We start from the raw sequence: 24259 nt of genomic DNA on the forward strand, positions 1-24259 counted from the left end.
GATTCAGGCGTGGTCGTCGTCGCGCCGGCGCTTGGGCTGGACGTCGGAGGCGAACCTGCCGAGGCGGGCCTCGGTGGGGTGCTCGGAAATCCAGCGTTCGGCGCACGCCTTGTGGGAGGGCTCCCCGTAGTGGGAGCGCATCGGCGTGGGCTGCTCGCACAGCGCGCAGGGGCGGTCCTGCCAGCGGTCGAAGTGCTGGTTGTCGCGCCAGTCCAGTAAGCCGCCGGGGACCGGGATCAGGCCCGGCTCCCACAGCGGCTTCTTGCTGCTCCTGCGGGTCACGGCCGCAGATGGGGCAGCTGCTGGAAGACTTGGTCCACGAGGTCCTGTGTCGGCTTCCAGGCCGGGAGCGCGCCCGTGGCGTGCACGGGCAACGGCAGTTCGTGGACGTCGGCGAGGACCAGGTGGTGAACGCCGCGCTGCGCCCACGGGCTGATACAGCGCTCGGGCCCCCGGTCCAGGTGGCAGTCGATGAGCCGGGCGACGCCGATGACCGCGCCGCGGTGGAGCTCGCGGCCGTGGATCGCGGTGGCCACCAGCGGATCGCGCAGCACGGCGGGCTCCGGCTTCGCTTTCCCGGCGTGCAGGAGGACCCAGCCACGCCAAGGCCAGTTGACCGGCCTGTTCTCCGTGCGCTTCCCGGCGAGGATGCAGGTTGCCCAGGGCTGGCGGATGGTGATGCCGCGGATCCAGTCGCCGCCCTCGAGTTCGGCGGCGCTCACGCGGCACGCGCCAGAAGGTGCGTCCCACGGCGGCCGGCGCGGCGGCCGTTGACCGTCTTCATGTAGGCGTCGGCCCGCGTCGCGAAGTACGGGAACGTCGCCTCGCCCTCCTTGACCTTGTACATCGCGGCGTCCGCGCCGCGCAGGATGCGGCTCATGTCCTCGCCGGGCAGGTCCGCTGCGCGGGCGATGCCGATCGAGACGTCCAGGCGAAGCGTGTGGCCTTCGTACTGGAGGGGCTGTTGCAGCTGCTCGCGCAGCGCGGTGATCTCCGTGAGGGCGGCTGACGGCGGGAACACGGCGCAGACGGCGAATTCGTCGCCGCCCAGCCGGGCCGTGAGCGCCGTACGGTTCGCGCTCCAGCGGGCGAGGCGTCGGCCGATGGTCTGGATGACGGTGTCGCCCGCGGCGTGCCCGTAGGTGTCGTTGACGGCCTTGAAGTCGACCCCGTCCAGCATCAGGACGTGCACGGCGTCCCGGCGGCGGGTGCGCAGGAGCCGTTCGCCGTACGCGATGAACTCCGGCCGGCACGGCAAGCCGGTGAGCAGGTCCTTGCGGGCGTCGGCCAGGCGCCGGTGGAGCGTCAGGGCGTGGACGGTCCAGCCGGTCAGCGGGAGAGCGGCGGTCGTCAGTAAGAGGGTGCGCTGCCCGATCCGGGCCTGAAAGCGCAGGAGGGAGGACATACTTGGGTTCTCCGTCTCGTCTCGTACGGGATGGATGGGCCCGGGGCAGTCGTCAGCCGGTCAAGCAGGGCGGCTGTCCCGGGGCGGAGCTACTGCGTGCTGACGGGGTTGCGCCAGGGGCCGGCCTTCGCGGCGGGCCACTCCAGCGCCCATCCGGGCCGCAGCCCGCGCGCTCCCCAGCTGTCCGGCTGCTTGCCGGGGATCTCGAGTCCGGCCGTGTGCGCGGTGAGCGCGGCGTCGTACACCTCGTGGGCGCGGCGCAGGGCCGTGGTGGGGGAGTCCGCCTCGCCGGTGAAGACGTGCAGCCCCCGCAGGTCCGGGTTGGCGGCGTTGTGTATCGGGACGTCTACCTCGAAGAACCTGTGGTTCGGCATGACGCCCATCTCCTTCCGTGCCTGGTGTGTGAGGGGCCACCGCGCCGTCCTGTCCTCGGGGGCAGGGCGGCGGGGAAGCCCGTCATGTCGCCGTGGGGCGCAGACGGTGGAGCCGTCCCGGCCCGGCAGGGCAGCGGGGCCGGAACAGCTCCTGGAGGTTCAGTCGTTGGTGGCGGGCTGGTCGGCGGACCGGTAGCGCTTGGTCTGCCTCAAGATTTGGTTGCGCTTGACGTCCAGGGCGTCGGCGATGTCCTGCTGGGCGCCGTGGTAGCGGCTTTGCAGGGCGTCGATCGTCTGCCAGAACTCGGTCTCCACGCGCTCGTGCTCGGTGTCGCGGTGCTCGCTGGCCTGGGCGACCAGGTCCCGCAGTTCGGCGCGGGCCTGGTCATCGGGGCGGGGGGTCATGGCGTGCTCCAGGTGGGATACGAGGGACGATGTCTCTGCCCCCTGCTCCTCGTGGAGCGGGTTGGGAGGCCCGGGGCGGCCGGTGAAGGTTGGTCGCCAGAGGCGGCCGCCCCGGGGCGTCACCGGCTGCGGTGCTTGCCGGAGACGGTGCCCACGCGCTCGCGCAGGTGGCTGGTGCCGCGCGTGGTGACGTTGCCGGAGACCGTGTTGGCGTCGATCGAGCCGTTGGCGGCCGGGGTCGCGCTGACGTCGATGTCGCCGCTGACGGTGTTGGCGCGGAACTCGGTGCCGTTGTACGCGCCGATCTCGATGTCGCCGGAGACGGAGTTGACGTCGACGCGGGCGTCGACGCGGTCCACCTCGAAGTCGCCGCTGGTGGTGTTGCCGCGCAGGGTGTGCACGCCGCGGGCTTCGACGTCGCCGGAGATCGAGTGGACGTCCAGGACCTGGAGGTCGCCGTGGACGGTGAGGTCGGCGCTGGTGGTCTCCAGGCGGACCGAGGACTGGTCGCTGGGCAGCTTCACGTCGACGGTGATGGTGCCCATTCCGCCGCCGCTGACGACGGTGCCCTGCTCGGCGACGACGCGGCCGTTCGAGACGACCTTGCGGCCGCCGATGATGACGTCGCCGTTGCTGATGGTCATGCCGGTCACGGAGCCGGTGACGACGCCGAAGTTCTGGCCGACCACCATGTTGCCGCCGTTGAAGCTGAAGCGGGAGTTGCCCATCGTCATCGTGTTGCCCTGGACCTCGGGGACGCGGACGGTGAGGCAGTTGAGGCTCTGGTGCGTGCTCTCCTTCTTCGTGGTGCCGCGCACCGCGTCGGCGAGGGGGCCCTCGTCGTCGCCGGTGCTGACCGTGACGACCGCGTTCTTCAGGGTCGGGTCGATGGTGACGTTGACCGTGCCGACGTGGCTGATGACGTCGGTCCAGATGGCGCCGGCGGCGGTGGCGGTGAAGGTCTGAGTGGTGGTCAAGGCAGGCTCCTTGGTCGGAGAGTGCGGGGGCCGGGTGGCCCCCGCACAGCCAATAATGCATCCTTAGAGGATGCGTTTCAAGCATTTGGCATCTTTCGAGGATGCCTTTTCTGTTCGTGCAGATCAGGCGGCCACGGCCGGGACGGGGAGTCGAGGCCGACGCCGCGCAACGCGTCCAGGACGTACAGCTCGAAGCGGGCCTGGTGCTGGGCGGCGACCGCGCAGCCGGTGGCGCGGCCGTAGGCGTAGCAGCGCGCCATCATGCTGGCGTCGGTGTCGGCGAGGGCCTGGTCGACGGCGTTGCGCGCGAGGTGCTCGATCCAGCTCTGGGCGGCCGACTCGCGGCGGTTGTGCGAGACCGCCACGGCGAGGGAGTCCGCCCACCGGCCGCTGCCGCAAGTGGGGCCGCCGCACTGCTCCCAGTTCCACTTCCGGTCGCGCATGCCCTTGGGGTCGGCGTCCCAGTCCGCAGCCCAGCGCGCGGCCCGCTCGGGGATCTCCTGCTGGATGACGTTCAGGACGTCGCAGCCGGCGGGACCGAGCGCGCGGTGGGCGTCGGTCTCCTCGAGGACGCGGATCTGGTGGGAGAGCAGCCGGTAGGGGTAGTAGCGCTGGCTCCAGTTACCGGTCTCGCCCAGCGGCTCCACGCTCCACAGCCGCACGGGCCAGGTGACGGGCCACATGCCGGTGTCCTCCAGCGCCTCACCGACGCGCTTGACCATCCGGAAGTAGGAGAAGCGGCTCTCGTCGTACCACCTGTTGCGGCAGGGGTTGGGGTGGTCGATGACCTTGCCGACGTTGGTGGAGAGGTTCACCGGGGTCCCGGCCTCGCGTGACATCTCGATGATGCCGTCGGCGGGGGTGGCGATGTACCAAGTGACGGGCTTGCGGGCCATGCGGGCCTCCGTGATGGGGTGAGAGCGGCCGGGCCGCTCATAACTGGATGTTGATCTGGCGGCGCGGGTCGCCCGCGCTGGTGTGGACGGTGCGGCGGTGCGCGGCGAGGCCGGCGCTTCCGCCCTGGATCGGGAGGTGGCAGTCCGGGCACCCGTGCGCCCACTCATCCCCGGCCGGGAGATCGGCCGGGGTGAGCGGGTGCGGGTGCGGACCGTCGGCGGCGCGGCTCACTCGCGGACCGCGGCCGCGAACTGCTCTTCCAGGTCCGCGCGGCCCTCGGGGTCGTCGTCCTGGTCGTGGTCGTCGGCCTCCTGGTCGACGTCGTCGGGGCCTCCGTGGACGGGGCAGACGGCGTCCGGGTGCGGCCGGTCGCTGGTGTGCGCGACCAGCAGGTCCGTCACCGAGTACACGGGCTGCCAGGCGCGGGCGTCACACTCGTCGTCGTACGGGCAGCACACGAGCAGGTCGAAGCCGATGTCACCCTCGCCGTCGACGTTCGTGCGCAGGGCGAGCACGAGCCGGTCCTTGCCGAGGCGGATCTCACCGACGCGGTCGCCGCCCGCCAAGTCGCTGCCTTCGCGCCAGGTCCACAGCGGCAGCACGTCCGGGCCGAAGACGCGGCGCACCAGGAGCAGAGAGCCGAGGCCGACGCCGCCGTCCCAGCCCATGTCGCGGCGGCGGGCGTCGCTGGCCCGCTTGAGGAGCGGCTCCAGGCGGTGGATGTTGTCGGCGAAGACGACGTGGTCGAAGCCCTCGCCGCGCAGCTGCGGGAACGCGGCGACGGCATCGGCATGCTGGCGGCGTACGACGTCCTCGGGCACGGCGCGGTCCGGGACGCGGACGGCCTGACGCCGCACGCAGACGTCGGCCGGGGTCGCCACGAGCAGCGCGACGACGGGTACGCCGTGGGCGCGGGCGGTGTCGATCAGGCTTTTGCGGACGCGGGCGTCGGTGTTCGTGTCGCTGATGACCGTGGTGAGCCGGCGGGCCATGCGGGCCTTGAGCGCGGCGTGCATGACGGTGACCGCGGCCTCGGTGGAGGACTGGTCGCCGACCTGGTCCGAGACCATCGCCCGGAAGGCGTCGAGCTCCAGGACCTGGGTGGCGGGCCAGCTGCTCGCCAGCGTGCTCTTGCCGCTGCCGCTCGCCCCGATCATCACGATGAGCGACGGGTCGGGGATGGTCGTGTCGAGCGGCTGCATGGTGCCGGTGAAGGTGGTCTTCATGCGCGTTCTCCTTGCGGGTGGAGGGTGGAGGTGGCCAGGTGCAGGCGCATCCCGGCGGAGTCGCCGATGTAGGCGGCGGCCTCTTCGATCGCGCAGGCCGCGGATTCGGCGTCCTCGCCGTCCAGCGGCGTGAGCGCGGCGGCGCGGGAGGCCATCGTCAGGAGCTGGTTGAGCGAGCCGAGGACGCCGTCCTGCGGGAAGGCTTCGTCGAACAGCTCGCGCAGCAGCCCGGCGAGGAACTCGGCGTCGGCCGGACCGCCCAGTTCGTCCTCGATCTGCTGGACGGCGAGCTTCGCGATCCCGGCCGAAGCGCGCACGCGCTCCAGCCGGATGCGGGCGGCGGGGGTCACCGGCGGTCACCCTTGCGCAGGGTGATCCAGGTGGTGACCAGGGCGGCGGCCACCCCGATCAGGCGGTGGGCCGACTGGTCCAGCTCCATCAGCGCCGTGCCGGGACCGGAGACGTCCTGGACCGGCTCGGGGTACGCGGTGCCCTCGCCGCCCTGCTTGCGTACGACCGTGGCGTGCTTGATGTAGCCGGTCCTGCCCGCCTTCTCGGCAAGCCACAGGAGCGGGTCGCGCCTGTCCAGGATTCCGTGGGTGATCGCATTGATCGCGGCGCCGGTGAGGAGCGCGGCTGCGGGAACGCGGTAACCGACGGTGCGGGTGACGGCGAGCATCGAAGCGAGCTGCACGGCGCTGTAGCTGGCGACATGTCGGCTCACCGAGCGGCGGCCGTACGCGCTGGCGGTGCAGCTGCGGCCGTCCTTGCCGTGGCGCCACGGGTTCTCCTCAACCGGGGAGCCGTCGTTCTTGTAGACCAGGTGGGAGCCGTGCATGCCCTTGGTCAGTGCGTCGTGCTCCCGCTGCACGAACTGGTCCCCGAAACTGTGGACGCCGTCGAAGACGGCGGTCAGCGCGGCGGTCAGCGCGAGGCCCTCGATGGCGCGGAGGCGATCGGTCATGCTGGGTGTGCTCCTCATCTCGGATTCGGGGTGGGTGTGGGGCGGCCGGCCTCTTTGCCGATGCTGCGGGCGCCCCGTGATGCGCCGCCGCCCCCGGCCGGAGTCCGGCCGGGGGCGGTGGCGTTCAGAACGGCGCTGGTCAGAGCCATTCGAGTTCGTCGTCGTGGCACAGGACGTTGCCGATGAACAGTCCGAGCCCGGCCACGGTCCAGCGGAAGTCGGTCAGTTCGCCGGGCGGGACTTCGTCCAGGACGTAGCCGACGCGGCCTTCGGCACGGGGGTCGTCCTCGCAGGCGAGGACCAGGACCTCGTTGTCGCGGGCGCTCACGTCAGCGGGATGGCGCGGCAGGCGGCGGCGTGGTCGTTGGCGTCCGGCCGGATGCGGAACAGGTAGTCCCGCTCCGGGCTGCGGGAGGCGTCGCCGCAGCCGTGGCAGTTCCAGCGGTTCTTGTCGGAGTGCTCGCCAGAGCCGGTCACGTCGACGTAGCTGCCACCGGTGGTGACGAACCGGATCAGCAGGCCCTTGGGCCGGTCGGGCTCGGTGAAGGCGGAGGCGCGGACGGCGGTGGTCATGGGGCGGGTGTCCTCTCGGTTCATGCGGCCAGCAGGTGCTTGGCCAGGGGAGAGACGTAGCTGGCGGGGTCGGCGGGCGTGCCGTCGTAGCACTCCAGGCAGGACCCCAAGGTCTTGAGCGGGAGGCAGTGGAAATAGCGCCGGCCGCAGGGGCCGGGGCAGGTCTGGCGCGCGGCCATCGCCTTGTCGAGCGCGACTTCCTTCGCGAAGGTCATCGGGATCTTCGGCTTCGCCAGGTCGATCCGGTACAGCCACGCAAAGCGTTTGCCGCCACGGCATTCGATCCGGGCGACGGGCTCCTGGCCCCCGGGGCGCAGCCCCATGTCCCGCAGTTGGCGGCGGGTCGCGAGCTCCGTACGTCCGGCCTGCTTCCACCGGAAGACCGGTAGCGAGCCGTCGCCGGGGTCGTTCGGGTCGACGTCGACCAGGTCCTGGTCCTGGTCGGCCATCACCTGCTCCAGGAACCGGGGAGCCGACGCTGGGGCAGCGGGTAGCGGGGGCCGGGGATGGTGGGCCGCGGGCGGCCGATCCTGCGGCGGGGCCGGGGGATGAGCACGATGAACCCTTCCGTGTCGGTGACGTGGATGCGCCCGCCGCCTCGAGTTCGGGGCGGCGGGCGCGGGTTGAGCGTGTAGGCCGGTCGGCCTGCCCGGTCACCGGCAGCCGGCCGCCCGGGTGCGGGCGGCGGCGGCCGGTGGCCAGGCGGAGCGACCGGATCAGCGACCGAGCTGGCGGACGTTGTCCGGTGTGCCGCCGTCGGGCTGGGCGGGGACGTGGATCTGGGGCTGGACGGTGATCTGCGGGGCGCCGGTGGTGACGTGCGAGAACACGCGCGGGCGCAGGTTCAGCCCGCGCATCGCGAAGGCCGAACCGACCGTCCACGCGAGGACGGCGATGGCGGTGGCGACGGTGCGCGAGGCATCCGGAGTGGTCGTCCAGACCATCGCGATGCCCGCGAACCCCCAGCACGACCAGGTGAGCCGGATCCCGTTGCTGCGGGTGATGAACCCGCCGATCAGGGAGAACAGGCCGGTGACCTGCCACAGGGTGTAGACGGTGGAGGCGCTGATCGGCAGGCCCGCGGAGTGGGCGGCGATGTAGGAGCGGACCGGGTTGTCGATCGTGGCCCACACGCCGGTGGAGGTGTTGTCGCCGACCTGGACGTCCGGCACCGCGGTGAGGATGCGGTGCGTGGCGTCCAGCAGGACGTCGACGGCGCCGTTGAAGAGGAGGACGACGAACGAGAACACGGCGATGGCGGCGACGGCCTTGATCCAGTTGGCCATGCCGTGCCATCCGGCGTCCGGCGCGCGCCGTACGTCCTCCCACATCTCGTGGAGGGTGCCGCCTTCTTCCCACGCCTCGGTCCACCAGGCGCGGGCTTCGGCGAACCGGGCCTGCTTCGGCTTCGTCGTCGGGCGGTCGTTCTCTGCGGTCGGGGTGGGGTCGTTGGGTGCCAAGGTGATGCTGCTCCTTGTCGAGACGGGGCGGTTGGTGCGGGCCGGGCGGCCTGCCCCGTCCCCGGCGCCGGTGGGCGGGGCGGGGGCGAGGCAGGCAGCCCGGCTCATCCGTGGAACTTGTTGCGCCGGAAGACCGCCTTGCGGATGTTGACCGTGGTGCCGCCCCCGGCGCTGCCGCGCGAGGCACCGCGTACGGCGAGCGCGAGGAAGACCAGCACGAACAGCCCGGCCACACTCATCACGGCCTGGCCGGTCGCGGTGAGGATGGCGGGCAGCTGCGCGAGGGTCGGGGCGGCGGCGCCGACGCCGACTCCGGCCAGTGCGATGCCGCCGCCGGTGGAGAGGGCGATCGCGCTGTACTTCCACACGAAGGCCGGCACCGCGCGCTGCGGGGCGGCCGGAACGGCGGGCGGCAGCGCCGGGGCGGGAGCCGGGGCCACGATCTGGGAGTAGACCGGGACCGGGGCGAGCGCGGCCTGCTGGTACTGGGCGCGGATGTAGTTGAGGGCTTCCTCCCTGCGCACCAGGTCGTAGACCCGGGCCATGTACGCCTCATCCGTGGGCAGTCCGGCGGCGGCGTGCGGGGCCGGGGCGGGAAGGCCGCCGGGACGGGCTTCGGGGAACAGCTCCCAGATCTTCTCCAGGCCCTCGTACGGCAGGTCGACGGTCGGCATGCCGGTGGCGGGCGGGGTGGGCGGGGCTTGCTGGTACTCGGTGAGGGTGAGGTCGCGGGGGTCCACGGGTGCTCCTTGGCGGGGAGGAAGAGGGTGGGTGGGGAACGCGAAGGACCCGCCCTGCCGGATGGCGGGGCGGGTCCTTGGTGGCCCGGGTCGGGCCGAAGGCGGGGCGGTGAGGGGTCAGCCGAGGCTGTAGAAGGCGAGGAACGCGGCGAGCAGGACGCAGCCGACCTTCGCCCACCACGGGCCGATCTCCCAGGCGCCCCACAGCAGGGCGAGGGAGGCGCCGCGCAGGCCCCAGCGGGCGAAGAACCCCAGCGGCTGGTGCTGCTGGAGTTCCTGGATCCGGGCGGTGCGCCGGTCCATCTCCGACTGGAGGTGCGCGCGGGTGACAGCGTCGGTCTCGGAGGTGTTCCGGAACGTCTCGCTGTAGGAGTGCCGTTCGGCCTCCAGGCGCTCGATCTCCTCATCCGCGGTCTCGACCATGGTCACTGTCACTCCTTGGTGTGCGAAGCGGCGGCAGCCGCGAGGCCCATCGCGCCCAAGTCTCGGGCGGTGTAGCCGAGTTCGTCGGCCAGCCTCATCATTGTCGCCTCGAGGTCGTCCGTCGAGACCAGGATTTCGCGTGCCTTGGAGCCGTCGGAGGGTCCGACGATGCCCAGCTGGTGGAGGAAGTCCATCAGGTTCTGGGCGAGGGCGAAGCCGATGCGCAGCTTGCGCTGGAGCATCGACGCCGACCCGAACTGGGTGGACACGATCAGGTCGATGGCCTGGAGGACCAGGGCCGCGTCGATGCCCTCGGGCAAGGCTGCGGTCCCCGGTCCGGCCATGGCGGCCGGGGCGGTGCTGGGCTGCTGGGCGGCGGCCTCGCGGACGATGTAGCGGGTGTACTGCCCGGAGTCGTCCTTGATGGCCTTGTCGTCCTCCGCCCACTTGGTGAGCCAGCCGCCGACAGTGCGGGGCGCCGGGGCCTTGCCGATCTCCCGCTTGAGCATCTCCGCTTCGAGGGCTTCGTGCAGGAGCTTGGGCGTGTAGCCGGTCGCCCCGGCGGCGACCAGGAGCTCCCAGCCCAGCTCGCGCGGATCGACCGGGCGGGTGGGGCGGGGGAGCGGTGCCGCCTGCGGGGCGGCGGCCTGTGCCGGGACCGCGGGAACGGCGCCCGGCACGATGCTCGGGTCCAGCTGCGCGGTGACGGCGGCGAACAGCTCCGCCGCACCGCCGAAGCCCTCGAAGCCCGCAGGCACCACAGCCGCGGCGGCCGGGGCCGCCGCCCCGGTGCCGGCCGGGACCGGGTCGGAGGCGAGCAGCGTCGCGGCGGCGATGATCTCACCGGCGTTGTCGACGGCGTGCTGTGCGGACTCGGTGAGCTTCTGCCCCTTGTACAGGTCGGGCAGGGTGCGCGCCCACCGCTGCGGGTAGTGCTCGCCGATGTCGACGCCGGCGGACAGGTCATCGAGCTTGGGGCGCCGTCCGGCCGTGGCCGCGCAGATCGTGTCCATCAGCTCGTCGACCAGGCGCCAGACCTTCATCGCGGTGGGCTTCTTCGGTCCGAGTCGGGTGTGCATGTTCCACCCGGACCCGGCGACGGGCGCGTCCTTCGGGTCGATCTTGATGTAGCCGGGGAAGAGGTAGGCGAGCTCTTCCGGGTCGGAGACCGTCATGCCGACGCGCCACTTCGACATCAGCTTCATCATCGCGGTGATGGCGTCCTGCGTGGCGCGCAGCGCGGCAACGAGCATCCGCACGCGCATCGCGCGGCCCTCCTGCTCGATCTTGTCGATCATCTCCTTGATGTCGTACGGCAGGGAGGCGGTCTCGTCGGTGATGATGACGATGCCGGGGATCTCCGCGCTGATGGGGAGCTTGTTGTCGGACTTCTTCTCGCGCATCAGCTGCTGGTAGCCGGCCTTTCGGGCGGCGATGATCTCGGCGGCCATCTTGAGCATGAGGCGGGCTTCGTCATCGGTGTGCGCGATCCAGTCGACGATCGGCGCGGACGCCAGGCCCTCGGTGGCCCACGGGGTGATCCAGGGGAGGGCGACGCCGCCGCCGGTGGTGTCGATGGCCCAGATGATGGCGTCGGGCATCCGGGAGAGCTGGGCCGTGACCACGCGCAGGGTGTTGGTCTTGCCCGCGTCGGTCTCGCCGACCAGGATGCCGCAGTCGTTGCAGAGGCTGCCGAGCGCGAACTCGCCGTTGCGGTAGAGGCCGAACGGGAACCGCTCGGTGAGGCTGATCTCGGAGTAGTCCTCGGGGTAGGGGATGTCGGCGGTGATGACGTCCTTGAGGGTGACCTCGATCAGGATCGTGCCGCGGTTGGCGCCGGGGAAGACCTCCACGCCGCAGCCGTCGGCCAGGCGCAGGTCGGCGGCGAACTTCGGGCCGTAGCCGTTGAGGTCGTCCACGGAGGTGCCGCCGGAGGGCAGGTCCAGTTCCACGGTGTAGCCGACCCTGCCGGGCCAGTGCTGCACGTCCTTGCCCTGGCAGTTCTCGATCCGGGCGACGCGGGCCATGCGGTCTTCCCAGTCGCGCAGGATGCCGACGGACTCGCGGCGCAGCTTGAGGAGCTTCTTGCGCTCGGAGCGGGTGGACTCGGTGCGGTTCGCCGACGCGTTCGCGGCGATGCCGATGGTGGCCAGGCCCACGCCGGTCGCCCAGCCGGTGGAGGTCAGCGGCGCGGTCGCCAGCGCCCAGGACGCCCATGCGGACGCGGTCAGCCAGGAGACGGCGCGGGTGGTGAGGGTGCCCACCGTGGTGCCCACGCGCAGGTCGTGGACGGTCCCGGCCGCGGCCGCGCCGCCCAGGGTGAGGGCGGCGGCCTGCCAGGGCAGTCCGGTGATCGGGGCGAGCGCCACCGTGGAAATGGCGGTCTCAGTGGCGTATCCGAGGAAGGTGGTGTGGCCGCTGGGCAGCGACCAGTCCCAGTGACGCATCGACATGGGGAAGGTCTCCTGTTCGGTGAGGCGAGGGGCGGGTCAGCAAGGCGATAGGCAGCAAGGGAGCCGGTGGCCGGCCCCGGGTTCGGGGTCGGCCACCGGCTCCTGGTGGTGCGGGTCCGCTTTGGTCAGCGGGGGGTGTTCCACATGGACTCGGCAGCCGGGCCCTTGCGGGGGTTGACGTTGTGGCTGATCTCGCGGCTGTGGTCCTCCACGAACAGCTTCGCGGCCATGTCGGCGTCGTCGGACGCCGCCCGGATCATCGACACGAGCTTGCCGATCTCGTCCGTGACCCGGTCGTCGACCGGGTACAGCGCGTTGGTGCGCTCGTAGAGGACCTGGACGCAGTCGGCCAGGGCGGTCAGCCCGTAGGCGATGCCCTGGAACTCGGATCCGACCTGCATCATGTGGACCGGCTCGAACGTGCGGTAGAGCACGGCCATCAGGACGCACCCGGACTCGATGCGGCCGGGCATGAACATCGCGCCCTCGGGGGCGTCGGCCCCGTTCGGGGTGACGTTCCACATCCACTCGTTCGTCCTCGGGGCGACGATCCGCTCGATGTCGAACGCGTGGACCATGCGGAAGAAGGCGACCATGCCGTCCGCGCGGGCGGCGGCGGCGACCAGCTTCGCGCATGCCTCGCTCAGCTTGGCCAGCGCCTTCTTGCTGCACGGGTACTTCTGGTCGGCGTTGACGGCCATCTGCTGCACGGCCAGCGCCGCGGCCCGGATGCCGTTGGGCAGGCCCGCGTACTCGGCAGCGACCTCCATCATGCTGCGCGGGCTGTAGCCGGTGTAGGCGGAGTGCGCGGCGCGCATGGCCATCGCGAACTTGCTGGTGTTGCCGTCAAGCACCGTGGTGCCAGCGGTCAGAGAGGGTCCGGTCACGGGATCGGTGTCCTTCCTCGGGTTGTTGACCTTGAGGGTGAGCGTGTCCGCCTTGGCTTCCTTGTCATGGCGGGCCTTGGAGCGGCGGAAGAAGAACCGCCAGATCCGTCCGGCGGTCCGGAACGGGTACGCGAACCCGTGGAGCGGGTCGCGGTGCCGGGTGAGCAGACGCCAGGCGCCCCACAGGAGTCCGAGGGGCAGCGTGAGCAGCCCTCCGAGTCCGGCGAGGAATCCGGCGCCGGCGCAGCGCGCCCAGTGCCCGAGCTTGCGGGCGGCGACGCGGCGCATCCGGTAGAGACGGCCCGTGGTCGGGCTGCCGCTGCCGGAGCTGGTGGAGCCGCTCTTCTTCTTCGAGCGGCGCAGCTTGCCCGCCCAGCCGCGCATCTTCTGCAGCGCGCGCCCGAGGCGGGTCTTGGCGGGGGTCTTGGTCCCGGAGCCGGAGCCGCTCCCGCCGGTGCCCGAGCCCGAGCCGCCGGAGGAACCGGAGCCGCCCGAGCCGGTGTTCGCGCCGCCGTTGTTGCGGCGCATCTTGTTGCCCCAGCCCTTGAGGGTCTGCCACGCCTTGCCGGTACGGGACTGCTGACCGGCGCCGCCCTTTCCTCCGGGGCTGTTCTTGCCGCCGCCGGTGCCCTTGGGGGTGTTGGCGCCGGGGCTGTTCCCGCCGCCGCCCTTGCCGCGGTTGCCCTTGCCGAGCAGACCGCCCAGGCCGCCGCCGCCCCGGCCGTGCTTGCCGCCGCCCGACCCGCCGGGACCGCGCCCGGCTCCGCCGCCTGCGCCGTGGCGCCCGCCGCCGGGCCGGTTCTTGGTCCCGGCCCCGGTGGAGCCGGTGTTCATCCGGCCGCCGCGTCCGTTCATCCGGCCGCCGCCACCGGCAGCGCCGCCGCCTCCCCGGCCGCGACCACCGCCGCGTCCGAGCAGGCCGCCCTTGCCGGCGCCCCCACCGCCCCGGCCGGAGCCGCCGCCGGAGCGGTTCGCGGCAGCGGCCTTGCGTGCGGCGGAGACCTTCGAGCGCTTCTTCCCGGCCAGCGCGGCGACGCCGACGGCTGCTCCGGCCGCGCCGGCGGCGATGAGTCCGGGCACTCCGGCGACGCCGTAGGCGATGCCTGCGGCGATTCCGGTTGCGTTCGTTCCGTGGACCAGGAGGGGCAGCGCCTGGGGGCGTCCGCGGCTGGTCTTCGGCTTGTCCGGGGCCGGGTCGGTGGTGGCCTCGGGCTCGTTGACGACGGTGTATTCGGCGGTGTCCGTGCCCTCGGTGGTGGTGCTGTCGCTGGTGGCGTCCGGGGGCGCGGTCGCGGTGTCTGCCACGACGGATCTCCTCACAATGCGTAGCGGAGAGGCGAAGCGAGGCGACGCGACGCGGGGGCGGACACCCCCGTCACCCCCCGTATGGAGGGCTCAGCAGGGGGTTGGGAGGGGGTTTCCCCCTCGCGTCGCCTCGCTTCGCCTCGCCTCGCCGCTACTTTCCGTAAACGGCGGGGTCGGGGGTGCAAAAGGTGCTTTCCGGGCCGCTGACCGGGCCGGATGGTGCTGGGTGGAGCGGGTGAAGCGGTCGGCCTGGCGGCCGCGGCCGGCCCCCGCGACCACCCCGTCCGGCGGGTGCCGGAGAGGGTGGCGCGAGGGGCGACCGTGGGTGCCAGGAGGACCCGTTGATCAGGTTCCGTTTCAGGCTGCGGCCTGCTGCGGAGCCTCGGTGCCGCCTCCCTTGAGGAGGTCGACGGCCTTGGTCTTGCGGTCCTGTGCGGAGCCGGTGGAGATGCCCAGCTCGTCGGCGATGACGCGGACGGTGACCGCGCTCTCGCCCCGGGCCTGGATCATCGCGACGACGCGGTGCACGTCCCAGTCGACCTGGGTCATGCGGGCGAGCGCGGCGGCTTCAACCGCGGCCGCCTCGTGTTCAGCCGCACGCGCCCGGCGCTCAGCGGCTTCCTCGATCGCGGCCTCAGTGCGGGCCTTGGAGAGGGCGATCTCCTCGGTGCCGCGCTGTGCCTCCAGGTCCTTGTTCACCGCCGCAGCGCGCTGTTCAGCCTCCCTGCGCTCGTGTTCAGCAGCCTCTTCGAGGGCCTTCTTCTCTCCGGCGAGGGCCAGCGCCAGGCGCTGCTGCTGCTCCGCGAGGCCGGCCTTGCGGGCGACCTCGTCGCGCTGGGCTCGCGCGGCGGAATCGGCCTGGATGCGGCGCTCCTGCTCGGTGGCCTCGGTGGCCATCTGCTGCTGCTCCAGACCCCAACTGGCCTGCACCTTCTCCCGCTCGATCCGGGAGAGCGTGCGGCGCTTCTCGGTCTCATCAGCGAGGTCCTGCGCTTCGGCCGCGGCCTTGTCCTCCGCGAGCTTGAGCGCGTGCTGACGCTTGGCTTCGCGCAGTTGAGCATCGGCCTCGGCACGCTGAATCTCCGCCTGAGCCTCGCGTTCCGCTTCGGCTTTGGCGATCTTCAGCCGACCCTCGGCGCGGATCTTGTCGACCTCCGCTTGAATGCGAGCCTCTCCGAGTTGAACATCGGTCTTGACTCGCTGAATCTCGGCCTCGGCACGCTGAACGGCCGCGTGTGCCGCCCGCTGGATGTGCTTGGTCTCCTCATCCAGCGGCACGCCCAGGGCCCGCTCCACGCTGAACCCGAACGGGGCCAACTTGAACGGCAGCATCTCGTTCGGCGTCGCCGCCTTGCGCCAGGAGCGCCCGTCGCTGTCGTACTTCTGGCGCAGCCCCTCGCGGTAGATCCGCAACTGCTGGTGCTGGGCGGCGACCTCCTTGTACGGGAGGTTGTAGAGCCGCATCCGGCGAGCGAGGCGCGGCGTGGACAGCGGGGCGAGGATCCACCGGGTCAGCGGGACCGACCCGAGCGGGGTTTCGCCGGCCAGCAGGTCGGCCATCCGGCCGATGTAGTGGCGGGCGGCCTCCACGGCGATGATGAACAGCACCGGGATGACGCCGTGCATGGACGCGGCGAGCGGGTCGGCCGACACCGGCCCCGGCGGCGCGGCCGCGTTGAACGCCACGGTGGCGACGGTCAGGCCGTGCGCGGTCCAGCGCAGGATCGGCCAGGGCATCCGCTTGCGCATCATGTAGAGATCGAGGGCGAGCAACACGAGGATGCCCGCGTCGATCCCGATCGGGAACGCGTACGAGAAGGCGCCGAAGCCCTTGCTCTCCGCGAGGTGGCGCAGGGTGTTGTACGAGCCGGTGAAGCCGATCCCGGCGAGCACCAGGCCGCCGACACCGGCGACGATGGCGAGCAGCCGCATGGTGCGCGGGTCGCCGTCCGGCTCGGGGCCGGCCTCCGGGGCGGTGTCCTGCTCCGGCTCCTGGTCCTCGTAGTGGTCGTGGTCGGTGTGGTCGGCCGGGCCGGGGACGTTCCAGGAGTGCTGGTCGTCGTCGCCGTCCGGGCGGATCACGTCGGGCTTGCGGAAGTCGACGGCGGTCATGTGCTGCTCTCCGGGTCGTCGGTCGGGAAGAACGGGGTCAGGGCCAGGCCCACGCACAGCCGGACCGCGCCGAACACGGCGAGGCCGACGGCCAGGTGCAGGCAGGTGGGCCACAGGCCGTTCGCGAACAGGTCGAACAGGGCGAGGACGGTGGCGGCGACGGCGATGACCGTGGCCAGCAGCGCCGCGAGCGGGCTGTGCGCCGCGTACGTGTCGTCCGGTGTCGTCTTGTCGGGGGCCGGGGCTGTGGTCGTACTCACCGGGCACCCCCGCTGGTAGCGTTGGCCATGCGAATCGCTCCTTGTCAGCGGATCGCGAGAACAAAGGAGAGGCCCCCTGATCCGGGGCCTTTCTGCTTTGCCGAGCCGTTCCGGCTCTCCGACTCCGCCACGGCCTGGTCGGTCGTGGCGGAGCGGGAGAACCGCCGGCCCCGGCGCGGAGGTTGTCTCCGGCCGGGGCCGCGGCGTATCGGGCGGGCACCGGATCACGCGTCGCGGTGCTCCTTGAGGTACTGGGCGATCTGCACCTTCACCGTGGCCATGCCGGTGTAGGCGGTCATCGCGGGCCAGACACCGTGGTTCTTCTCGGCTTCCTTGAGCAGCCAGTACGCCTCCTCGACCAGCTTGTCGGGGTCAGCGTCTATGCGCCGCAACGGGCTGATGAGGCGCTGGAGGAACGGCATGGGGACTCCCTTGGAGCTCTGGCTCCTGGACTGTCGCCAGGAGTGGAAGGTGATGCAACGGGTCGGCCCGCGGTGCGGGCGCCCGAAGTACGGCGGTGCTGTGAGGCGGGCGGCGAACTTGCGGGCGCTCCCGCCGGGCGGGCGCGGTCAGGCCGCGCTGCGGACGACCAGGCGCCGCATGGCGCGGCGGTCACGTTCGTCCGTGCCGCCCCACACGCCGAACTCCTCGCCGCGCTCGAAGGCGCCCTCGAGGCAGGAGATCTGGAGCGGGCAGCCACGGCAGATGGCCTTGGCCGTCGCGGCCTGGAAGAGGGCGCGTGCACCGTCACCGACCGGGAAGAACAGGTCGGGGTCCTGGTCCTCACAGGCCGGGCGGGGCTTCGCGGGCCCGGCCGCCGTGGAGACCGAGTTGTAGTTCGCCGTGCGTACGATGGATCCGCGATTCATCAGGGCCTCCCAGAAGGTCCGAAGCGAAGAAGCAGCCCCGGGGCGGCCACCCCGGGGCTGTTGCGTGTGTGGCGGCCGGACGGCCGGAGCGGGCGGGAGTTCCCGGCGCTCTCCGCCGGCCCCGCCCGGGAAGGCGCGGGGACGACGGGCAGGGCCGGGTTCAGCGCTGCTTGGTCGTGCGAGCGGTCAGCGCCGGTTGTTCTCCGAGCGCTTGTTCTGCTCCTGGTTCTTGCGCGACAGCTCGTCGCGTTCGGCGTCGGTGAGGCTGGTGATCACGCCGCCACCCCCCAACCGGCCGGTACCGCAGCGGCGTTGGGGACGACCCACAGGACGACGTCGGGCCGGACGAAGTCCTCGGGCTCGTAGCCCTTGGAGTCGTCCTCGCGCTCGATGTCGTCGATGATCCCGGCGGTCGGCCGCGCCGCGCCGCGTGTCATGCTGTGCTGCATCAGGTCCTCCAGACAGGTCCTGGACAGCCCCGGGGCCCTAATCCCTGGGGCTGTCGTCGTTCTGGCTGCCGTACGAGCAGCCACGGCCCCGGCCTTCCCGCGCGGGGCGGGATGGCCGGGGCCGTGGGCGTTCGTCGCGGTGTCCTACCGGGTGAGCTGCTCTTCCTGCGTCGCGAGGAGCGTGATCGCGCTCATGAGGTCGGCGCGCTCCCAGTCGGTGAGCTGCGGGGCGTCGGCCTTGCGCGGGTTGAGCGTCTGGATCAGCGCGGCCAGGGTGTCGCGGACGCGCCGGAGGTCGGCGTCGGCGACCGGCTCGGAGACGTTCTGCCACTGCTGCTCGTGCAGCAGGCGCAGGCCCCACGCGCGGCGGTCGTTGAAGTCCTCGCGGTCCATCTGCGCCTTGCGGCGGGAGGGGGCGAGGCGCTTGGTGTGCGCGGCGAGCTGGGCGAGGCGGCGGCCGTCGGTGCACCGGGAGGTGAGGTCGGCGGCGCGCAGGAGGTTGCCCTTGTCGTCCCTGATGGAGCAGGTGGAGCAGCCGCGGACGTGGGCTTCGTCCAGCTTGCGGGCCGTCTTGTCGTCGACGGTGCCGCCGACGATCTGCATGACGGCGGGGGCCGAACCGGCCTTCGGCTTGCGGATCACGCGGGTGGAGCGGCGTCCGTTGGTCTGGGTCAGGCCCTCTTCCAGCCGCTGGAACCACTGGTCGGGGGTGAGGTTGACGGTGACCAGGCGGTGGCTGCCGGGGCAGCGGATCGGGTCGTCGGTGCCGGCCTTCTCCGTGTGGTGGGGGACCAGCTTGGGCCGCGAGCTGTGCGGCTCATTGATCGGCACCCAGGTACGGCAGGTGGGGCAGACCAGCGCGGAGTAGGCGAGGTCGACCTCGTGCGGCTTGAGGCTGGAGACGACCAGCGGGGGGAGGGTGCTGATGGCGCGGGACCGGGCCCGGCGCGGACGCTTCTGGGCGGTGAGGTCGCGGGTTCGCGTGGACGTAGACATGAGCGCTCCTTCGTACGGAGGGTCAGGGATGCGTCGCGGGTGCTCTCTCCGCCTCTCCAGGCCGCACGGCGAACCGGCGTCCTGAAGGACGGACAACGCATCTGCGCTGCGGGGTGGTACTCGCTGCAGACCATGGGCGGAGGAGTTAGAGGTGCCTCGGGCTCCGGCCACCGAGATGGCTAGGGCTTTGGACTCCGGCCACCGAGGTGGCGATCTGCTGCGTGGTGCGCGAGGGCCTGGGACCTGGCGGTCCGTCACCCCTCGTTGGACACCTATGGTTCCCTATGGTTCCCTAGGGTGTCAAGCGGTACAGTACGGACCCTAGGATTCGATAGACAGAAGGAGGCGATGGAATGGACCGGGCCGACAACAGGCCGCCCTACGCACGCATCGCGGGGCACTACAGAGACCTGATCGAGTCCGGCGCTCTGTCGCCAGGAACTCTGCTGCCAAGCATCAAGGCACTCTCCGAAGAGTGGTCCGTCAGTACCGCCACTGTGGAGAAGGCCTTGCGCAAGCTCCGAGAGGAGCAGCTGGTCAGGGGCATCCACGGAATCGGCACCGAGGTGATCGGCGTACGTGTCCCCATGTCCTCGGGGGCGGAGCGACACGATCGCAGCAGCATGACCCAGTCGTCCTGGGGCACCGGGGAAAAATCCTCCGGACACACTGCCGGCATAGTGCCCGCCCCTGCTGACATCGCAGGTGTATTCGGCATTTCCCCTGGTGAGGACGTCATTCGACGAAGCCGCGTATACCGAGACGCTCATGGGATCGTCTCCCATTCCACGTCCTGGATTCCGGCGGAGTTCGGACAGGCGGTCCCCGACCTGGCGCGCAGCGAGCGCCTCAAGGGCGGCCTCTCCCTGGACCTGATCTCGCGTGCCACGGGACGGCAAGTCGTACGGCGCGTCGACGATGAGGGGGCCCGCATCGCGACCGCTGAGGACTTGAAGCTCCTGGAGCTGCAACCCGACATGGTCGCCGCGATCCTTGTCCTCACCGCGCTCTTCCTCGATGCCGACGGTGAACTGCTGGAATACGGAGTCGACTTGGGAGCGCCCGGACGTACCCGACGCACAACATCCGAGGTTCTGCGGTGACCGGCACCGGAGCGTTCATCTTGGATGACACCCTTGTCCACTGCCTTGAGAGCCGACTCGGTGTGCTCCTGGACGCGGAGCGCCTCGACACGCTGACCTTGGAAGGACGGTTCGAGATCAACCGCATCAGCCAGGCGCTGTCCGGCCGTCCGGGGCCAGCGCCTCGCGCCGTCCTCATGTCCGGCCTTCAAGGGTCGGGCAAGACGACCTTGGCGCGAGCCCTGGTAGATGCCGGGTTCCGGCGACTCTGCCCGGATGAGGAGATGTTCCGGCGCTACGGTCACTACGGCCGCGACTTCCCTCGCGGCGAGTTCCTTGTTCGGGAAGCACCGGTCCTCAAGGACATCGCCCTCGAACTCCAGCGCCTCCTCGCCAAGGGACACGACGTCGTCGTCGACCACGGCTTCTGGACCCCAGAGGAACGTGGCCAGTGGGCGGCAACCGTGATGGAAGCCGGCGGCAAGCCGGTGCTGGTCTACCTGCCTGCACCCCACCAGGTGCGCTGGGAACGGATCCAGAAGCGCAATGAGCAGTCCCTTGTCGATCCGAACAGCATCGAATTCAGCGAAGAGGACCTGCTCCGGCACGCGCGCCGCTTCGAACCTCCTACCAACGACGAACCGCACATCGCCTTCAACGGCCACGTAGAAGACCTCGTGGCCACGCTCCGGCGGAGTCCGAGCAACCACCACGACGACCTCCCTTCCGACTAGCCCCGATACCTTTCTTCGGTTCTAGCTGCGAAGATCCGCGATCTCTAGATCTGCCATGTGGCCGACTCAACTGGCCACATCCGCCACATGATTGGGGGCACGATGGCTCAGCAACCCAGGCAACTCACGCCTTGGGCGTCCCCCCTGCACGAGTGGGGATACCAGCTGCGCGAGCTGCGGAACGCGCGGGGTCTGAGTCTCCGAGCGCTCCAGAAGCGGGCGCACATCGACCACTCCCACCTGGGGCGATTCGAACGGGCGGAGCGCATGCCCGATCGTGCTCAGGCGAGGGTGTTGGACGACGTCCTGGGCGCTGGCGGCATGCTCTTCCGCCTGTGGGATCGCATCGGAGACGAGCGTGGCCATGTGGCCAATTCACCGGTTCATGTGGCCAAGTCGGCAGTCGATCTAGCCCTGGCCGTCACTGACCAGGCAGCGTCGGACGATGAGGGGATCTCGGTCCCGTGTCGTCTCGCTGATGGGTCGGTGGTCTGGGTGGCTATGGATCGGCGCGCTTTGCTGCGCACGGGAATGGGAGTAGGGGCTGCCGCTGCGGTCGGCGCGGGGTCGCCAGCGATGGCGGAGAGCCGTGTGCCCGATCTTGCGCGCACAGCGCGGGCGGCTGCGGCGTACGGATCGACACCCGTAGAGCATCTGCGCCGGGCCCGCCGGCATCTGATCGACGGCGACAACCTGCTCGGTCCGCGTCACTCGCTGCGAACCACGCGCGACTACATCGAGGTCATCAAGCAGCTGCGCCTCGATGCGAAGGGGAGCGACCGTCGCGACCTGATGGAGTTGCAGACGATGTATGCCGAGTTCCTGTCCTGGCTCCACCAGGACTTGGGGAACCCGGAGGCGGCGTCGTCGTGGCTCGACAAGGCGCTCCAGTGGTCGTTCACGGTCGGCGACGACGACCTGACCACCTACGTCATGGCACGCAAGGCACAGCTGGCCGGTGACACCCACGACCTGGTCGACGTCGTCGACCTCGCCGAAGCCGCCCAGCGCAAAGCGCGGCCGCGCAGCCGGCTGGCTGCCGTGGCCCGCACCTACGAGGCGTACGGGCACGCGCTGCGCGGCGACGCCGACGACAGCGAGCGCGCCATCGACTCCGTGCGCAACGCCCTGGACGGCATCGGCTCCGACCCGACCCCCTGGGGCGTGTGGCTGAACGCCTCGTACGTGGAGGTCCACCGCGCGCAGGGCCTGGAGGCCCTCGGCAAGCATGACCAGGCCGTCGACGCCTTCGCCGACGCGATCCGGCTGATGCCCGACGGCTACCACCGCGACCGCGGCGTCTACATGGCGCGGCAGGCCGTGGCCCTGGCCGGCGCCCGCGATCCGGAGCGGGCCGCGACGGTCGGCATGCACGCGCTGACCGTCGCGGCCGACACCGGCTCCGGTCGGATCACCAACGAGCTCGCCCGGCTCGACACGGCCCTGATCCCCTGGCAGCGCGAGGCCCCGGTGGCCGAGTTCCGTGCCGCCTTCGATTCCACCCTCGCCCACGAGACAGAAACGGATGTCTGAGCAGATGACTGCCCGCCCGTACGTCGTGCTGTCGGCCGCCATGTCGGTCGACGGCTACCTGGACGACACCAGCCCCGAGCGGCTGCGCCTGTCCAACGCCCCGGACTTCGACCGCGTCGACCAGGTCCGCGCGGAGTCCGACGCCATCCTGATCGGCGCAAACACCATGCGGCGGGACAACCCGCGCCTGTTGGTCAACAGCGACGAACGCCGTGCTCAGCGCGTCGCCGACGGCAAGTCGGAGTTCCCGCTCAAGGTCACGGTCACCCGCACCGGTGACCTCGCCGCCGACCTGAAGTTCTGGCACCACGGTGGCGACAAGTTGGTCGTCACCGTCGACAGCGCGGTGGAGAAGCTGCGCGCGACGCTCGGGGACCTCGCCGACGTCGTCAGCGTCGGGCCGGACCTCGACTGGGGCCTGGTCCTCGATGAGCTCGGGCGCCGCGGGGTCAAGCAGCTGATGGTGGAGGGCGGCGGCACGATCCACACCCAGCTCATGGCGCAGGACCTCGCCGACGAAGTGCACCTGGCCATCGCGCCGCTGCTGGTCGGTCAGCCGGAGGCCGCCCGGTTCCTCGGGGCCGCCGACTACCCGGGCGGGTCGACCGCGCGGATGCAGGTCCTCGAGGTCCGCGCGATCGACGACGTCGTCTTCGTCCGCTACGCCCCGAAGGGACGCGCCTGATGTACGCGCCCGACCGATGGCAGGACATGCAGTGGATGAGGCGGGCGATCCGACTTGCGGAGATGTGCCCGCCAGCTGCGGGTGCCTACTCGGTCGGCGCGCTCATCATCGACGCGGACGGCGTCGAGATCGCGGCCGGCTACTCCCGGGAGGCCGACCCGCACGAGCACGCGGAAGAGGCCGCGCTCGGGAAGCTGTTGGTGGACGACGCGCGACTCGCCGGGGCGACGATCTACAGCACGCTGGAGCCCTGTTCCCAGCGGCACTCGCCGCGTACCCCGTGCGCTCAGCGCATCCTGGCTGCTGGGATTCCGCGTGTGGTCATCGCCTGGCGGGAACCGTCGCTGTTCGTCGACGACTGTGTCGGCTACGAGCAGCTGGTGGAGGCCGGGGTCGTGGTCGTGGAGCTGCACGAACTGGCGACGGCCGCGAGGGACGTCAACGCGCACTTGGGCGGACTGGCCTGATGGAGCCTCAGCGACTTACCCACTGGGTGACCCACCTCGGTCACGACTTTGCCGTCAAACACCGCAATTCTCCTGGCATTCGCGACTTCTGGGGCACGTTGCGTTTTCGGCCCCGCAATGTGTCGTCACAGGGGGTTAGGGTGATCACAGATGTGATCCATAACGACGAGAACCCCGGGACCGGGCCTGGTCCGCGGGGCCTCGAACGGGGCAGCGCCTCGTTGGGCGACACCTGGAAAGGAGGTGATCGCGGAATGAAGGTTACCCGCGTCTGCGGAACTACATGCGCAGCTACGCCGTTCCACCATCGCGATCACGCCATCGGGTGCGCCTCCGGGCACGCTGACGCCAGCCTCCGTGTTCAGGGGGTTGGGATGACCTAGCTGGCCATCAGCCGCGCGCGCCAAAAAGCGGACTGCAATCCGCTGTGGCCTTGCGCGGCCCGTCTCGCCGCCGCCCAGACTCACTGTCCAGGTCGGCCGCCCAGCCTCCGGTTCGTACCCGGATCTGGGCTCAGCTCATCGAGCTGGTCCTTCTTCTCAATGCAGTACCCCGCCTTTGACAAGCGGGTCGTTCCACTCGGTCTGACAGCCGAGCTGCTCCACCCGGTCCGACAAGACCGAGCTTCACCGCACCACCTGGTCCGCGAGGACCACGCAGTACCGCAGTCGCCCCTTTGACAGGGGGCTTCTGCACGCTCCACCGGCCCTGACAAGGCCGCTGGAACATCCGTTCGACTCACCGAAAGGAAGGAGACCCGCCTCTGGTTCATCGTCCGGCCGCCCGCTCCTCACGGAGGGGGCTCACCAGTACCCGCCACACGCACCAACGAGGTCGGTCCCCGCGAGGGGGCCGGTCCGTGTTGATCCATATGGAAGTTGGTTATCGCCATAGTGCACGAGCTCAGCGCGTCTTGTCTTGTTGACCACGACCTGGGGGAACCCCCCTGTGTCCTCATTGCCGCAGGTTGTGGTGTCCCCTCC

At 71.0% G+C, this 24259-nt stretch carries 30 protein-coding genes; 5 read left to right on the top strand and 25 right to left on the bottom strand.

Annotation, left to right across the window (positions count from 1 at the left end):
* Positions 1-3: 3 nt before the first annotated feature.
* From ABR738_RS37195 to ABR738_RS37315, 25 genes are all read right to left on the bottom strand, one after another.
* Positions 4-282 carry a hypothetical protein gene (locus tag ABR738_RS37195; protein ID WP_350234934.1) on the bottom strand — a complete coding sequence of 93 codons (279 nt, stop codon included), beginning with the start codon at positions 280-282 and terminating at the stop codon, positions 4-6.
* A complete protein-coding gene (locus tag ABR738_RS37200) occupies positions 279-722 on the bottom strand; it encodes an ASCH domain-containing protein (protein WP_350234936.1) in 444 nt (147 codons plus the stop codon). The genes ABR738_RS37195 and ABR738_RS37200 overlap by 4 nt, the downstream gene beginning before the upstream one ends.
* Positions 719-1405: a GGDEF domain-containing protein gene (locus ABR738_RS37205; RefSeq protein ID WP_350234937.1), complete on the bottom strand. Its 687-nt coding sequence runs from the start codon at positions 1403-1405 to the stop codon at positions 719-721. The genes ABR738_RS37200 and ABR738_RS37205 overlap by 4 nt, the downstream gene beginning before the upstream one ends.
* Positions 1406-1494: 89 nt before the next feature.
* Complete coding sequence (locus tag ABR738_RS37210; RefSeq protein WP_350234939.1) at positions 1495-1779, bottom strand: hypothetical protein; 285 nt, start codon at positions 1777-1779, stop codon at positions 1495-1497.
* Between the two features lie 159 nt (positions 1780-1938).
* Entirely contained in the window at positions 1939-2184 is a 246-nt protein-coding gene (locus ABR738_RS37215; protein WP_350234941.1) for a hypothetical protein, read from the bottom strand.
* A 119-nt stretch (positions 2185-2303) separates the two neighbouring features.
* Positions 2304-3161, bottom strand: coding sequence for a DUF4097 family beta strand repeat-containing protein (locus ABR738_RS37220; RefSeq protein ID WP_350234942.1), 858 nt, complete (start codon positions 3159-3161; stop codon positions 2304-2306).
* A gap of 77 nt (positions 3162-3238) precedes the next feature.
* Positions 3239-4057: a hypothetical protein gene (locus tag ABR738_RS37225; RefSeq protein ID WP_350234943.1), complete on the bottom strand. Its 819-nt coding sequence runs from the start codon at positions 4055-4057 to the stop codon at positions 3239-3241.
* A gap of 37 nt (positions 4058-4094) precedes the next feature.
* Entirely contained in the window at positions 4095-4289 is a 195-nt protein-coding gene (locus ABR738_RS37230; protein ID WP_011039410.1) for a hypothetical protein, read from the bottom strand.
* The gene (locus ABR738_RS37235; protein ID WP_350234944.1) at positions 4286-5284 is read right to left on the bottom strand and encodes an AAA family ATPase; all 999 of its coding nucleotides are present in this window, start codon (positions 5282-5284) and stop codon (positions 4286-4288) included. The genes ABR738_RS37230 and ABR738_RS37235 overlap by 4 nt, the downstream gene beginning before the upstream one ends.
* Positions 5281-5634 (bottom strand): hypothetical protein, encoded by a 354-nt coding sequence (locus tag ABR738_RS37240; protein WP_350234945.1) that lies wholly within the window; start codon positions 5632-5634, stop codon positions 5281-5283. The genes ABR738_RS37235 and ABR738_RS37240 overlap by 4 nt, the downstream gene beginning before the upstream one ends.
* Complete coding sequence (locus ABR738_RS37245; RefSeq protein ID WP_350234946.1) at positions 5631-6248, bottom strand: hypothetical protein; 618 nt, start codon at positions 6246-6248, stop codon at positions 5631-5633. Before ABR738_RS37245 ends, ABR738_RS37240 begins: the two co-directional genes overlap by 4 nt.
* Before the next feature lie 139 nt (positions 6249-6387).
* Positions 6388-6576 (bottom strand): hypothetical protein, encoded by a 189-nt coding sequence (locus ABR738_RS37250; protein WP_147992451.1) that lies wholly within the window; start codon positions 6574-6576, stop codon positions 6388-6390.
* Complete coding sequence (locus ABR738_RS37255; protein ID WP_350234947.1) at positions 6573-6821, bottom strand: hypothetical protein; 249 nt, start codon at positions 6819-6821, stop codon at positions 6573-6575. Before ABR738_RS37255 ends, ABR738_RS37250 begins: the two co-directional genes overlap by 4 nt.
* Positions 6822-6841: 20 nt before the next feature.
* On the bottom strand, positions 6842-7270 hold the full coding sequence (locus ABR738_RS37260) for an RRQRL motif-containing zinc-binding protein (protein WP_350234948.1): 429 nt from the start codon (positions 7268-7270) through the stop codon (positions 6842-6844).
* Between the two features lie 267 nt (positions 7271-7537).
* Positions 7538-8281: a hypothetical protein gene (locus ABR738_RS37265; RefSeq protein ID WP_350234949.1), complete on the bottom strand. Its 744-nt coding sequence runs from the start codon at positions 8279-8281 to the stop codon at positions 7538-7540.
* A gap of 104 nt (positions 8282-8385) precedes the next feature.
* Entirely contained in the window at positions 8386-9021 is a 636-nt protein-coding gene (locus ABR738_RS37270; RefSeq protein ID WP_350234950.1) for a hypothetical protein, read from the bottom strand.
* A gap of 117 nt (positions 9022-9138) precedes the next feature.
* On the bottom strand, positions 9139-9444 hold the full coding sequence (locus tag ABR738_RS37275) for a hypothetical protein (protein WP_073739688.1): 306 nt from the start codon (positions 9442-9444) through the stop codon (positions 9139-9141).
* Positions 9445-9452: 8 nt separating this feature from the next.
* Positions 9453-11897 carry a DNA translocase FtsK gene (locus ABR738_RS37280; protein WP_502964265.1) on the bottom strand — a complete coding sequence of 815 codons (2445 nt, stop codon included), beginning with the start codon at positions 11895-11897 and terminating at the stop codon, positions 9453-9455.
* Between the two features lie 125 nt (positions 11898-12022).
* Positions 12023-14089 carry a hypothetical protein gene (locus tag ABR738_RS37285; protein WP_350234952.1) on the bottom strand — a complete coding sequence of 689 codons (2067 nt, stop codon included), beginning with the start codon at positions 14087-14089 and terminating at the stop codon, positions 12023-12025.
* A gap of 357 nt (positions 14090-14446) precedes the next feature.
* A complete protein-coding gene (locus tag ABR738_RS37290) occupies positions 14447-16201 on the bottom strand; it encodes a DUF2637 domain-containing protein (RefSeq protein ID WP_350234953.1) in 1755 nt (584 codons plus the stop codon).
* On the bottom strand, positions 16198-16461 hold the full coding sequence (locus ABR738_RS37295; protein ID WP_200719400.1) for a hypothetical protein: 264 nt from the start codon (positions 16459-16461) through the stop codon (positions 16198-16200). Before ABR738_RS37295 ends, ABR738_RS37290 begins: the two co-directional genes overlap by 4 nt.
* A 224-nt stretch (positions 16462-16685) precedes the next feature.
* A complete protein-coding gene (locus ABR738_RS37300; protein WP_350234954.1) occupies positions 16686-16883 on the bottom strand; it encodes a hypothetical protein in 198 nt (65 codons plus the stop codon).
* A 147-nt stretch (positions 16884-17030) separates the two neighbouring features.
* A complete protein-coding gene (locus ABR738_RS37305; RefSeq protein WP_331719979.1) occupies positions 17031-17330 on the bottom strand; it encodes a WhiB family transcriptional regulator in 300 nt (99 codons plus the stop codon).
* Positions 17331-17602: 272 nt separating this feature from the next.
* Complete coding sequence (locus tag ABR738_RS37310) at positions 17603-17779, bottom strand: hypothetical protein (RefSeq protein WP_200719397.1); 177 nt, start codon at positions 17777-17779, stop codon at positions 17603-17605.
* 144 nt (positions 17780-17923) lie between these two features.
* Positions 17924-18775 carry a hypothetical protein gene (locus ABR738_RS37315; protein ID WP_350234955.1) on the bottom strand — a complete coding sequence of 284 codons (852 nt, stop codon included), beginning with the start codon at positions 18773-18775 and terminating at the stop codon, positions 17924-17926.
* A 353-nt stretch (positions 18776-19128) separates the two neighbouring features.
* Between ABR738_RS37315 and ABR738_RS37320 the strand changes: the two genes are divergently transcribed.
* The 5 genes from ABR738_RS37320 to ABR738_RS37345 all read left to right on the top strand — a co-directional run bounded on the left by ABR738_RS37320 (position 19129) and on the right by ABR738_RS37345 (position 23276).
* Positions 19129-19878, top strand: coding sequence for a GntR family transcriptional regulator (locus ABR738_RS37320; protein ID WP_350234956.1), 750 nt, complete (start codon positions 19129-19131; stop codon positions 19876-19878).
* 17 nt (positions 19879-19895) lie between these two features.
* Positions 19896-20591: a P-loop nucleotide/nucleoside kinase family protein gene (locus tag ABR738_RS37325; protein WP_350234979.1), complete on the top strand. Its 696-nt coding sequence runs from the start codon at positions 19896-19898 to the stop codon at positions 20589-20591.
* Between the two features lie 102 nt (positions 20592-20693).
* A complete protein-coding gene (locus ABR738_RS37335) occupies positions 20694-22124 on the top strand; it encodes a helix-turn-helix domain-containing protein (RefSeq protein WP_502964266.1) in 1431 nt (476 codons plus the stop codon).
* Complete coding sequence (locus ABR738_RS37340) at positions 22117-22809, top strand: RibD family protein (RefSeq protein WP_350234957.1); 693 nt, start codon at positions 22117-22119, stop codon at positions 22807-22809. The genes ABR738_RS37335 and ABR738_RS37340 overlap by 8 nt, the downstream gene beginning before the upstream one ends.
* Positions 22809-23276 (top strand): deaminase, encoded by a 468-nt coding sequence (locus tag ABR738_RS37345; protein WP_200719392.1) that lies wholly within the window; start codon positions 22809-22811, stop codon positions 23274-23276. Before ABR738_RS37340 ends, ABR738_RS37345 begins: the two co-directional genes overlap by 1 nt.
* Positions 23277-24259: the final 983 nt, after the last annotated feature.

Origin of the sequence: Streptomyces sp. Edi4 (assembly GCF_040253615.1) — a bacterium.
Classification (GTDB): domain Bacteria; phylum Actinomycetota; class Actinomycetes; order Streptomycetales; family Streptomycetaceae; genus Streptomyces.